Here is an 11442-nt window from a genome sequence, read left to right as displayed (position 1 = left end):
TCGCGGGCTTCCGGGCTGATCCCGAAACCGTCCGGCTCGACGCTGGGCGTGCGGGGGAAGGCGGCGTCGGACAGTCGCGATCGGCCGCGCCGTGTCCGCTCGACCCGCCGGCGGCAGGATGCCCCCGACCTACCCCGGCTCCCGGTGGACAAGCGGACAGTCGGACGGACCCACTACACTTGTAGTGTCTAGAACTATAGATGTAGTGTTCGGACGTGGCCAGCCGGCGCGATGACCTTCTTGACGCGGCGATCGACCTGCTGGGGCGGGAGGGAGTTCGGGCGTTGACACACCGCGCCGTGGATGCCGCCTCGGGTCTGACCGCGGGGTCGACGTCCAACTACTTCCGGACCAGGGACGCCCTGTTCGATGCGATCGTGGAGCGGTTCGCGGCGCGGGAGCGGGCGAACTGGGAGGAGGTGGCCGCGCACCTGGCGCCGCGGACGACCTCGGACCTGGCCAAGGGGCTGGCCCTCTTCGCCCGTGACAGCGCGGGCCGTAACCGGACACTGACCCTGTCCCGGTACGCGATCCTCGTCGAGGCTTCCCGCCGGCCTGAGCTACGGGCACAGCTGGCGGCCACCGGAGCCCGGGTGAGCGCCTGGTTCGGCACCTGGCTGCGTCTGGTCGGCTCGACGGACCCGGACCACCACACCCACGTCGTCGGCAACTACCTGACCGGCCTTGTCCTGCACCAGCTGGCCATCCCCGACCCGGCCTTCGACCCGACGGCGCACCTCGACGCGCTGCTGACGTCACTGATCCAGAACCAGCGCGAACAGGGTCAATAAAACGGACGACTTCCAGCGAAGTCGGGACGCATAGTGTCCCGACGCTCAGACCATTCATGGTGGCGGGCTCAGTCGGTTCGCCTTATCTTCCTGCGCCGACGCACGGTCGCGGCTGGGAAAATTCATCACGTATAAATTCATCACGTATCACAAGGACACACCATGCAAAAAGACGAAGTCTGGCGGGCCATCGACACCCAGCGACTACGGGTCGCGGGCCTGCTGGAAAAACTGACCGACGACGAGTGGCGCTCGCCCTCGCTGTGCGACGGCTGGACGGTGCGCGATGTCGCGGCCCATCTGACAATGCAACAGACAGGGCTGGGTGGGGCGCTTCGCATGGCCGCCCGGTCACCAGGCGGGATGAAGCGGGTGATCCGCTGCTCGGCGTGCCTGCGGGCGGCCGCGCCGACCGAACAGATGATCGCCGGGATCCGCGGAATGGTCGGTTCGCGGAAACACAACGTGGGCGTCACCTACAGGGAAACCCTTATCGACATCCTCGTGCATGGCCTGGACATCGCCGTTCCCCTGGATCGGCCCCTCGAGATACCCCTCGACGCCGCGGCGGTCGCCGCCGACCGGGTCTGGTCCGTTGTCTTCCCGACGTTCGGCTACCCTTTCTTTCCCCGGAAGCGGCTCAGAGGGCTGCGGCTCACCGCGTCCGACGCGGACTGGGCCGCCGGCGAGGGGGCACCGGTCGACGGCCCGATGGACGCGATCCTGCTGCTGCTCACCGGCCGCGTCGCCGCGCTGTCACGGCTGTCCGGCGATGGTGTGCCCGCGCTCCAGACGAGGCTCGCGTCCACTCAGGAGCCGGGATGACAACGGGAGCCGCGTCGTGGGCGCGAACGGTTCTGAGACCGGCCGAGACGCGGCACCCCGTCTCGGATGAGCTGGTAGCCGTCGACGGCGGAGTCCGCGACGGATGGATCGAATCCGGCGCTGACMAGCTGCTGGCGGACCGCATGTGGAGGCACATCAACCGTCGTGATGGTTCGATTCGTCCGGCGCCTCGGCAGACAGGGCGAGCACGTCGACGTTGTACTCGGCCGATAGCCGCACGATGAGGTCGGCGTCGTGCCCCGGCGGCCAGAGCGCGAGGTAGAGCCCTTCGGCCCCACCCGGCGTGAACAGCATGAGCACGTCGGCCGGCCCGTCCAGGGCGACGCACCGGTGCGGCCGGTCGCGGGGAACGAAGACGAGGTCTCCGGTGGCGGCGGTGAAGCGGCGTGAAGCGGTGTCGACCCGCATCCGGCCGTCGAGGACGACGAACGACCGATCCTCACCATGGTGTACGAGGTACGGCGCTTCGTCGCCGGGCAGCAGCTGGATCCGGAGCAGCCCGTAGGAGCCGCTGGTCGTCGCCGCGGTGGCGAGCGGGACGGGCGCCGGTCTGCCCGGGAGGACCGTCCGCGGTCCGCCCCGGGCGGTGCCGGAGGTGGCGTGGAACGGGCCCACCCGCTCAGCTCCCGCCTCGTCGCGGCCGGTTGTTGTCGCTCCACGGCAGGGTGGTGGCCGCCAGCGCGAGGCCGGCGATGACGGTAGCCGGGATGATCCAGTAGCCTTCCGTCACGGGTAGGCCCGGCCCGAGGAGAAGAGTCACGCCGGCGATGACGAGACCCGCGGCCACCGGTCTGGACAGCCCGCCGACCCGCCACCCGATGATCCCGAGCAGCGGAACTCCGATGATGAACGCGAAAGCGAGCGGTATGGCGACGAGCGTCATGTCGGATTCGATCTCGTGCATGGTGTGGTGGTCGATGTTCGGTGCGGCGAACAGCTCGATGTAGGCGTTCGCGGGCATCGTCACGAACCCGAGCCAGACCAGCGCGTAGGGGCCCGGGCCAGCCGGCCAGGCCCGAGGCGGCCCGCCAGAAGCGGCAGCCCCGCGGCGATCAGCACACCCCCTATGCCGAAGAGCAGGTGGGCGGCGGACCAGGTGGCCGCCTGTTCGGCCGCCTCGTTGTGCTCGAGCGGGTGCAGCAGGTTCCCCAGCGCGAACAGGACGCCGCCGGCACCGAGCAGGACCCGGCGCAGCGTGGCGTCATCCGGCCACGCCGGCACGGCGGCCTCCAGGTGCCGCTCCGAGCGCGGCACCTGCGGCGCGCCAGCGAGAGGGTGTGACTCCAGAGCGGACATGGCTTCCTCCTTCATGACTGGGGCGGCCGCGTGCCGCGCCCTTCGCCTGGGACGACTGTTGCCGACTACGCTGGCCGTTCTGCGGCGAAGGGCTTGTGTGCGCCTTGCGTCCGGCTGGCGCCCAGCCGGCGGCGGCGAATCGGGGAGGGTCGGTCGGAGCGGTGAGCGGCTCCTTTCCCGTGCGGTTCGGTGTTCTCGGACCGACCATCGCCACCGCCGGCGACGGCTCCCCGCTGGAGCTCGGCCCGCGGCGGCGCCGGGAACTGATCACCCTCCTGTTGCTACGGCCCGGCGTCACCGTCACCGCGGACGCGCTGGCCGACGAGCTGTGGCAGGGTGAACCACCGCCCGCCGCGCGGTCCACGCTGCAGGCACATCTGTCCGCGCTGCGCCGGGTCCTGGAGCCGAAGGTCAGCCCGCCGTACCGGCTGCTCGTCACCCGGGGCTCCGGCTACGCCCTCGCGATCTCCCCCGCCGATCTCGACACCGGGCACCTCGACGAGTTGCGGGCGCTGGCCAGGAGAGCGCTCGACGGTGGGGATCCGGGCGGCGCCCGCGCTCATCTGGAGCGTGCTCTCACCCTCTGGCGGGGTGAGCCGTTCGCCGACCTGGAGGGCCACTCGGCAGCCGAAGCGGCGCGGGTGAAACTGGCGGAGGACCAGATGGCCGTCCGGGCGGACCTTCTCGCCGTCCGGCTCGACCTGGGCGAACACGATGCGGTGATTGGTGAGCTGCGCGTCCTGACGGGCCAGCACCCGTTACGGGAGCGGCTACACGCCCAGCTCGCCACCGCCCTGTACCGCAGCGGCCGGCAGGCCGACGCGCTCACCGTGCTTCGTCAGGCACGGCAGACCCTCGCGAGCGATCTGGGTCTCGAGCCGGGGGCCGAGCTCCGGGAGCTGGAGACCGCGATCCTGCGGCAGGATGCCGGGCTGATCCGCCCCGGCATCCCCCGCACCGCATACCCCTGGGTCAGCTCGCCCGGCGCCACTTCCGGCACGAGGCCGGCAGCCGCGACCGCCCCCGCGGCGGCCGGCGGCCGGCGGCCGGCTGCCGTTGCTTGGCCGAGACCGGGAACTCTCCGCCCTCGAACAGGCGTGGGAGCGGACCGCCACCGAGCAGGCAACCGGCGTGGCCCTGCTGTCCGGCGAGGCTGGCATCGGCAAGACCAGGCTGCTGGAGGAACTCGCCCGGCGGGTACCGGCGCAGGTCCGTTGGGGCCGCTGCACGCAGGTCTCCGGCGCCCCTGTCTACTGGCCATGGCGGCAGCTGCTGCGTGGCCTCCCGGCGGAAGTGGTGGGCGCGTTCGGTGCGAGCCGGGACGGTGACGGTCCGGTCCGTTTCGAGGTCGCGCTGGCGATCGGCCGCCATCTGGCCGATCTCGCATCCGCCGGTCCGGTGCTGGCGCTGCTCGAGGACCTCCACTGGGCTGACCCGGCCTCGATCGCGATGCTGGAGATCCTCGCCGGCGAATTGACGGACGTCCCTGTGCTGCTGGTCTGCAGCTTCCGCCCGGAGCGCGGCGGGAAGGCCACCCCAGGCGATCACGCCGATGACGGCGATCTCGGCGCCGCCGTCCCAGCAGGTGGGCGCGGCCAGTCGCCGCGGGACGGCGAGCCCCTCCGCCGGCTACTTGGCGTGCTCGCCCGTCACCCCGCCCTGACCAGGGTGGAGCTGGCCGGGCTCCCGCCGACGGACGTCGGCCGGCTCTCCGGCGCCGTGAGCGGGATGGCACCCACCCCCGAACAGGCGGAGGCGGTCCGCCACCGCACCGCCGGCAATCCCTTCTTCATCGTCGAGCTCGCCCGACTGGCGGCGACCACCTCTGTCGACCAGGCCGCGGCGGCCGGCACGCTGCCGACCGGGGTGCGGGACACCGTGCTCGCGAGGTTGGCCGCGATGCCCGCCGGAATGACGACCCTCCTCGCGGCGGCCGCCGTGGTCGGCCGCGAGGCGGCGTTGCCGGTGGTGACAGCCGCCGCTGGCATGACCCAGGCCGCCGCGCTCGACGCGGTGGACATCGCCGTCGCCGCCGGGCTGGCCGACGTGCCCGCCCCTGGCCGGCTGCGGTTCACCCACGACATCGTCCGGGAGGCCGTGCTGGTCGGTATGGGAACGGCCGAGCGTGCCCGCCTGGCCGGCCTCGTCGCCGACGCCCTGGTGGCCCACCAGGGAGCGTCGGTGCCGGCCGCGGTGCTCGCGCACCACCTCCGCGCCGCCGCGGCCGGACATACCGACCTGCGCGCCGCACAGGCGCAGGCGACCGCGGCGCGGGCCGCGCTCGCGCAGTTCGCGTTCGAGGACGCGGCGACGCTCGCCGGCCATGGTCTCGACCTCGTCCCCGGGGACCATCCTGACCTGCTGGTCGACCTGATGGTGATCCGCGGCGAGGCGCTGCGTCGGTCCGCCGACTTCGCGGAGGCACAGCAGGTGCTCACCGAGGCCGCCCGGATCGCCACGGCGAACGGCGACACCGTCCGCGCGGGACTCGCGACCCTGACCCGCGCCGGCGACGTGGTCGGCGGCTACAGCTCCCTGTTCTACGTCCCCGTGCCGGGCCTGATCACCGATCTGGATGCCGCGGCGGCCGCGCTGCCCGCGGCCGAACGGGACCTCCGCTTCCGGCTGCTCGCCGCGGCGGCCGTCCGCGCGTGCTACGGGGAGCCGGAAGCGGCGAGCCGTCTCATCCGGCGGGCAGCCGAAGTGCTCGCCGGTCAGCGCGCGGCCCGGCCCGGGACGACCGATGAACCCGCCGGTCTGCTGATCGCCCGGGCGCTCGCGGCCTGGACACCGCAGCACGCCGGCCTTCGGCTGGCGATTGCCGACACGCTGCTGGCGACGGCCGACGGCCCGCCCGGCGGCGAGTTGGTGGCCCGGCACCTGCGTCGGGCTGTCCTTTGGGAGCTGGGCCAGGTCGAAGCCGCGGAGGGCGAGTCAGCCGCCTTCAGCCGGCGGCTGCGCCAGGTGCGTGATCCTGACTTCGGCCTTCTGGACCGCTGCTGGCAGGCGATGCATCACCTTTACGCCGGACGGTACGACCAGGCCGCCGAGGTCGCGGCCGTACTGGGCGGGTCACTACCGGGCGTGAGGTCCGCTGTCTCGTCCGGCCGGACCTGGCCGACGTCGCTCCGGGTGCCATGGAACCGGTCTACGTCGTGATTCTCGCCGAGATCGTGGCACAGGTCGTCGACGCGGTCCCGGACATGGCCGACTGGGCGACCGGCCTCGCGGACCGCATCGCGGGGTACGGCGAGACGTTGGTGACCTTTGTTCTCGGCCTGACCTGCATGGGCCCCGCCGCCCTGTACCGGGGCGGGCTCGCCCTGGCACTGGGCCGGGTGGACGAAGCCATTGCCGCCTTGCGGTCGTCGCTGGCGCTTGCCGAAAAGACCGGCGGGGTGCCGTTCGTCATCCGTACCCAGCGGCGGCTCGCCCAAGCGCTACGCCGCGCCGGCCATGATGACGAAGCCCGACAGCTCGACCTGGCCGCCGCGCGCGACGCTCACACCATCGGCATGCGGCTGCCGTATTCCGGCACCTGACGACACTCGACCACACGGCGGAGCCCCGACAGCCGGAACACCCGCTCCGGCTCCAACAGCCGCGTCGCAGCGATCGCACCATCCCCGGCGACCCGCGCCCGCCACCGATCCGCCAGCGTGATCACCGCACCATCCGCCAGATACCGGTAGGCCCGCACCATCGTCGACGACGTCGTCCCGAGCACCCGGGCGTACTCCCGCACCCCGCGCAGCTCCGCACCCGCCGCAAGCTCCCCAGAGCACACGACACGCCAGATCATTAGCAATCTGCACATAACGGGCCAGGGGCGACGACTGTACGGCCCCGGCCGAGGATGATCGGCCCCGACTATGCGCTGCCTACGGACCTGCGCGGATCGATACTGCGACGAACCGTCCCAGCAACTACACCTCGTAGTCAAACCCTACGATGCGCCTGAGGAGTCGAACCAACCGATCAACACCCCGACCTGGACATCTTCTATTCGATCAACCGTCGAATCTCATAGGTGTTATCTATTTGTCCAGGTCAGGGAACTGTTACGCATCGCGGTGGACCATGTACCAGCATCCGAACCGATTGATCTTGGTTGCTGGCCCTGAGATCACCGTCCGACCGGTCGCCGCACGCGCCCGGAGCAGGGACGATGCTCGGTGACCGCGTCGACCAGAACATCGTCTACCGAGTAGAACAAGCGTTCCCAACGCCGGGCGGTTCCGCCCGTTTCCAGGCCGCCCGGTGATCGTGACCGCTGGGCGTCGTGGTCGCGTCGACCTTCCCGCGATCGAGGGGAGGGTGGCCGGTCGATACCCCTCGCAGCCAGTGTCGACCGTCCCACCGTCGATCTTCCATGTTCTCCGATCTTGGGGCGCGAGCCACGACTGCCAAATGTAACCGCCGCACGCCAAATGTAACTCCGCCGTGGTTACATTTGGGTGTGCCGCGTGACGTGAGCCAGATGATCGCCTTCCTGCGCGCCGCTGGAGGCGACACCACCGAGGTGGAGGTCAAGTCTGCCGCCGGCGGGTTACCCGCCTCGTTGACCTCTACGATGAGCGCGCTGGCGAATCAGCCCGGGGGCGGGACCATCATCCTGGGGCTCGACGAGCGGGCCGGGTTCCGCCCCGTCGAGCTCAGCGACCCGCAGATACTCAAGCAGGGCCTGGCTGCCAGGGCCCGGGCATTCACACCGCCGGTCCGTCTCACGATCGACGACGGGGAGGTCGACGGGGCCACGGTCGTGGTTGCGCAGGTCCACGAGTGCGACCGCTCGACCAAGCCCTGTCGCGTCACCGCGACCGGCAGGGCGTACCTACGTGGCTACGACGGCGACTACGCCCTGTCTGACGTGGAGGAACAGGGGTTTCTGGCCGCTCGCCAGCCACCGCTGTTCGACCGTTCACCTGTCGAGGACGCCACCATCGACGACCTGGACACCGAACTCGTCGATGCTTTTCTACTCGCCGTCCGCGAACGCGACCCCGCCGGGCTCGGCCGTTTTCCCGACGACACGGAGCTCCTGCGCCGGGCTGGAGTCACGATGGAAGGCGGGCAGCCGACCGTCGCGGGACTGCTCGCTCTCGGGGTCCATCCCCAACAATGGTTCCCTCGCTACGTCATCCAAGCCGCCGCGCAGCCCTTGCCCACAGACTCCGCCGCAACGCGGGCCCGCAACCAGGTCACCATCAGCGGGCCGGTCCCGCGGATGCTTGACGCGGCGCTACTCTGGGCCCGACGTACCTTCGACACCGCCATCGTCGCCGAGATGGACGGTAGCGTTCGTGACCGTCCGATCTACCCACTCGTCGCCTTCCGTGAGTTGGTCGCCAACGCACTGATCCACCGCGACTTCGACCACTGGTCCGCCGGGCTGGCCGTCGAAGTGCGGCTTCTGCGGGACCGCCTGGTAGTGGCCAATCCCGGCGGCCTGTACGGCATCACCGTCGACCGACTCGGGCGCGACGCGGTGACCTCCGCCCGCAACGCCAGACTGGTCGCGATCTGCCAGCACGTCCGCTCCCCGCAAACCGAAGCTCGGGTCATCGAAGCCCTCGCCAGCGGAATTCCCACCGTCACCGAGGCCCTCGCCGACCATGGCCTGCCGCCAGCCCACTACGTGGACAGCGGCATCCGGTTCACCGTCGTCCTCCACCAGTTCGCGACCGCCCCGCCCGCGGCGACCGCCGAGCCCCCAATGGGCGCCACAGAGCGTCGCGTCTACCAGACCCTGACCCGTCCGGGAAGAACAGCCAGCGACCTCGCCGAGGAGCTCGGGCTGTCCGCTCCGAACATCCGCAAGGCACTGCGAAGCCTGCGCGGTCGCGGGCTGATCCTTCAACTCGGCGGCAGAGGCAAAGCCACCACCTACCAGCGGACGGACTCATAGCCGACCGATCCTCACCTGCCAACCACTTCGCGCCTTGGACCATGCCTGACCCACCCGTCCCTTCCGAGCCACCGACCTACGGCCGACTGCTCTGCGCCGTTCAACCTCGCGGAAGGACCGGGTCAGCTCAGTCGACGTCCCAGGCTTCCCAGGAGACCACCCAGTCGGCAGGCCGTCCGGAGGGTGCTTCGCCGTCGGCGGTGAGGAACTCGCTGAGGGCCTCTGCCGCCACGCGGGCGTGCGCCGATGCGTGCTGGTCGTATATGTCTCGGCATTCCGCGTAAATCGTGGTCTCGCGGCAGAAGGTCTTGGTCCCATAGCCGGTCCTCGCGCGCACCAGTTTTCGGATCCGCTTCCGCAGCTCCGTCTGCTGGTCACCCGGAACGCCGCGCACCTCCGCGAATCCCTGTTCACAGACGACATCAGCCGCGAGCTGCGCGACCAACGAGAATCTTTGGTCCGCGTGTGGCGTCGGGTAGAAGCGGTCGATCAGCGCGAGACAGCGGCGGCAGGTCGGCGCGAAGGCCACCTCGCCGTCCTCCCTCAGCGGGCCGCCCTCACCGCCGACCATCACAGCCCACACCTTGCCGCACAGCGTGGTCTCGGCCCAGCGGGGCGCCAGGAGCTCCTCCCAGGCATAGTGGGCGGCCGTGGGCGAGAGCCACGGTCTCGACGGGTCGAAATAAAAGTCGTGGGCCGCGCCCCGGCCAGACGACGCCGAGTCCGCCGCGCGGGCCAGATGAATCACGTCACCGCCGCTGGTCACGGTGAGAAGCATCGGCGCCCCACCCACGTCGACCGCGTTGACGCCGAATCCCGGTGCAGCCATAAGCCGATTGTCCACCGCGCGGAAGGATCTCGGACACCGGGCAGCGAACAAACTATCGCCCCGCATGTCAGGCAGGTCGTGGCCGCCCGGCGCAGTGCCGGCCCCGACCTCCGCGTGTACGAGGAAGGCGATCCCCGGATACACGGCCCGCTCGGTAGGCAGAACCATCGATCCACAATGCCCGGCCGCGCCGGGGCCCGACTGTCGGGGGTCAAACGCATCAGGCGGCAGGCAGCATGATCCGGATGTGCGCCGCGCGACGGCCCTGCAGCTACTACTCGCTGGTTGGTCAGGTTAGGGAAATCGGACGTACGGTTGTGGTGTCTGGCTGGGCCGTTCCGGTGGGAGGTGCCCGATGGCCACTGCTCGCAAGCCGACCGCGCCGACGGCGGAGGCGATTGACAGGTTCTGCGGCGACTTTGATGACCTGTTCGGCCGTTTGGCTGAGCGCACCGCGCTGCGGCACTACCTGATCGGCCTGTTGCTGCCCCGGGAACGGAACAAGACGCTGACCGAGCTGGCCGCCCTGGTCCCCGGCGCGGACCGGCAGCGGCTGCACCACTTCCTGCACGACGCGCCGTGGGATCCCGACGCCCTGGGCGCACGCCGGGTGGAGCTGTGGCGTCGGCACCCGGACCTGGGGCCGCATGGCAACGGGGTGCTCATCATCGACGAGACCGGGGACCGCAAGCGCGGCCACGGCATCGTGCTGACCGCCCAACAGTACATCGGCAAACTCGGCCGCACGGCCAACGGCGTCGTGGCTGTCACCAGTCACTGGACTGACGGCACCCGCCACGTGCCGCTGGGGGTGCGGCCCTACCGGCCCGCCTCCCGGCTGCCCGCGGGCAAGGCGGACCCGGCGTTTGCCACCAAGCCGGAGCTGGCCTGGGACCTGATCGAGCAGGCCCGGGCCGCCGGGGTGCCTTTCCGGGCGGTGGTGGCCGACTGCGTCTACGGCGAGAACCCCAAGCTCGAGGGGCGCCTGCGGACAGCCAGGATCCGCTACGTGCTGGCCCTGCGTCCCCGCCACGGCACCTGGCAGGTCGTCGCCGATCCCGCCCGTCCGCCGGCGTTCACGCCCGCCGAGGCCGCCGCCCGCCTGCCACTGGAAGCCTGGCGGCGCCTGGTACTGACCGACAGCCACGGTAAGCCGCTGGTGCGCCACGTCGCCGAGCTGGAGCTGGGCTCCTGCTACGGGCCCACCCGGGGCACCCGCCTGATCGCCGCCACCGCCGACCCGGCCAGACTCACCGCCGATTCGACCTGGTTCATGGCCACCAACCTCTCGACCGCCGAGGCGGACGCGGCCGAGGTCTACCGGATCTACCGGCTGAGGGACTACTACAAGCCGGTCAAGCACGAGCTGGGCTGGGCGGACTTCCAGGTCCGTTCCGAACAGGCCATCGTGCGGCACTGGCAGCTGGTGATGCTGGCGTTCACCTTCAGCCTGCTGAGCGCGCCACCCTGCGATCAGGCCCAGGAAACACCCCGCGAGGACCGCGGTGCGGCGGGGGAAAAATCCACGGCGCCGCATCGTCTGGCAGGACACATTGCGGCAGGTCCGCGGCTGGCTGTCCCCTTGGGCGCGCCTGCAGCTGTACTGGCACCGCTGGTCGACCGCCCCACCCCCACCGGAACTGGCAGCGCTACTTGACCACGTAGGCCACTCCCACCCGCTGGTCACCCCAACCTGACCAACCAGCGATTAGCCAGGTCAGACGCCGACTACGCAACGTGGTGGGGCGGGTGGGGCTCGAACCCACGACCGA

11 protein-coding genes and 1 pseudogene are annotated in these 11442 nt (G+C 70.8%); 7 read left to right on the top strand and 5 right to left on the bottom strand.

Annotated features, from left to right (window positions below):
* The first annotated feature begins 215 nt into the window (after positions 1-215).
* Together BBK14_RS14760 and BBK14_RS14755 are read left to right on the top strand one after the other, a co-directional pair.
* The gene (locus BBK14_RS14760) at positions 216-791 is read left to right on the top strand and encodes a TetR/AcrR family transcriptional regulator (protein WP_071062914.1); all 576 of its coding nucleotides are present in this window, start codon (positions 216-218) and stop codon (positions 789-791) included.
* Positions 792-953: 162 nt separating this feature from the next.
* Positions 954-1616 (top strand): maleylpyruvate isomerase family mycothiol-dependent enzyme, encoded by a 663-nt coding sequence (locus tag BBK14_RS14755; protein WP_071062912.1) that lies wholly within the window; start codon positions 954-956, stop codon positions 1614-1616.
* Between the two features lie 156 nt (positions 1617-1772).
* Here BBK14_RS14755 and BBK14_RS14750 read toward each other — a convergent pair whose 3' ends face one another.
* From BBK14_RS14750 to BBK14_RS40100, 3 genes are read right to left on the bottom strand one after another with little or no spacing between them, the layout of a single operon-like run.
* Positions 1773-2252 (bottom strand): cupin domain-containing protein, encoded by a 480-nt coding sequence (locus tag BBK14_RS14750; protein WP_071062910.1) that lies wholly within the window; start codon positions 2250-2252, stop codon positions 1773-1775.
* Positions 2253-2256: 4 nt separating this feature from the next.
* A complete protein-coding gene (locus BBK14_RS40105) occupies positions 2257-2598 on the bottom strand; it encodes a hypothetical protein (protein ID WP_241831487.1) in 342 nt (113 codons plus the stop codon).
* A gap of 2 nt (positions 2599-2600) precedes the next feature.
* Positions 2601-2933: a hypothetical protein gene (locus BBK14_RS40100; protein WP_241831486.1), complete on the bottom strand. Its 333-nt coding sequence runs from the start codon at positions 2931-2933 to the stop codon at positions 2601-2603.
* A gap of 95 nt (positions 2934-3028) precedes the next feature.
* Here BBK14_RS40100 and BBK14_RS40095 point away from each other — a divergent pair.
* From BBK14_RS40095 to BBK14_RS14730, 3 genes and pseudogenes are all read left to right on the top strand, one after another.
* Positions 3029-3838, top strand: a pseudogene (locus BBK14_RS40095) (AfsR/SARP family transcriptional regulator); the annotation flags it as partial.
* A gap of 151 nt (positions 3839-3989) precedes the next feature.
* Positions 3990-6092 carry an ATP-binding protein gene (locus BBK14_RS40090; RefSeq protein WP_083390961.1) on the top strand — a complete coding sequence of 701 codons (2103 nt, stop codon included), beginning with the start codon at positions 3990-3992 and terminating at the stop codon, positions 6090-6092.
* Positions 6071-6475: a tetratricopeptide repeat protein gene (locus BBK14_RS14730; RefSeq protein ID WP_071062905.1), complete on the top strand. Its 405-nt coding sequence runs from the start codon at positions 6071-6073 to the stop codon at positions 6473-6475. The genes BBK14_RS40090 and BBK14_RS14730 overlap by 22 nt, the downstream gene beginning before the upstream one ends.
* Here BBK14_RS14730 and BBK14_RS14725 read toward each other — a convergent pair.
* On the bottom strand, positions 6436-6678 hold the full coding sequence (locus BBK14_RS14725) for a hypothetical protein (RefSeq protein ID WP_241831485.1): 243 nt from the start codon (positions 6676-6678) through the stop codon (positions 6436-6438). The two genes, BBK14_RS14730 and BBK14_RS14725, sit on opposite strands and share 40 nt — an antisense overlap.
* 714 nt (positions 6679-7392) lie before the next feature.
* On the opposite strand from BBK14_RS14725, the gene BBK14_RS14720 reads away from it, so the two are divergent.
* Positions 7393-8841 carry an ATP-binding protein gene (locus tag BBK14_RS14720; RefSeq protein ID WP_241831484.1) on the top strand — a complete coding sequence of 483 codons (1449 nt, stop codon included), beginning with the start codon at positions 7393-7395 and terminating at the stop codon, positions 8839-8841.
* Between the two features lie 127 nt (positions 8842-8968).
* Here the strand turns inward: BBK14_RS14720 and BBK14_RS14715 are convergent, their stop codons facing one another.
* Entirely contained in the window at positions 8969-9670 is a 702-nt protein-coding gene (locus BBK14_RS14715) for a hypothetical protein (protein ID WP_071062999.1), read from the bottom strand.
* 355 nt (positions 9671-10025) lie between these two features.
* Here BBK14_RS14715 and BBK14_RS14710 point away from each other — a divergent pair, with 355 nt between their 5' ends.
* On the top strand, positions 10026-11327 hold the full coding sequence (locus BBK14_RS14710) for an IS701 family transposase (RefSeq protein WP_083390959.1): 1302 nt from the start codon (positions 10026-10028) through the stop codon (positions 11325-11327).
* Positions 11328-11442: the final 115 nt, after the last annotated feature.

It is taken from the genome of Parafrankia soli, assembly GCF_001854695.1.
Lineage (GTDB): Bacteria > Actinomycetota > Actinomycetes > Frankiales > Frankiaceae > Parafrankia > Parafrankia soli.
The sequence above is the reverse complement of the archived record's forward strand: the minus strand, read 5'-3'. Positions and strand labels throughout refer to the sequence as shown.

Excerpts from the sequence above, each read along its gene's own strand:
- BBK14_RS14755 (WP_071062912.1), top strand. The coding sequence starts at position 954 with ATGCAAAAAGACGAAGTCTGGCGGGCCATCGACACCCAGCGACTACGG.
- BBK14_RS40105 (WP_241831487.1), bottom strand. The coding sequence starts at position 2,598 with ATGCCCGCGAACGCCTACATCGAGCTGTTCGCCGCACCGAACATCGAC.
- BBK14_RS40100 (WP_241831486.1), bottom strand. The coding sequence starts at position 2,933 with ATGTCCGCTCTGGAGTCACACCCTCTCGCTGGCGCGCCGCAGGTGCCG.
- BBK14_RS14730 (WP_071062905.1), top strand. The coding sequence starts at position 6,071 with ATGGAACCGGTCTACGTCGTGATTCTCGCCGAGATCGTGGCACAGGTC.
- BBK14_RS14715 (WP_071062999.1), bottom strand. The coding sequence starts at position 9,670 with ATGGCTGCACCGGGATTCGGCGTCAACGCGGTCGACGTGGGTGGGGCG.
- BBK14_RS14710 (WP_083390959.1), top strand. The coding sequence starts at position 10,026 with ATGGCCACTGCTCGCAAGCCGACCGCGCCGACGGCGGAGGCGATTGAC.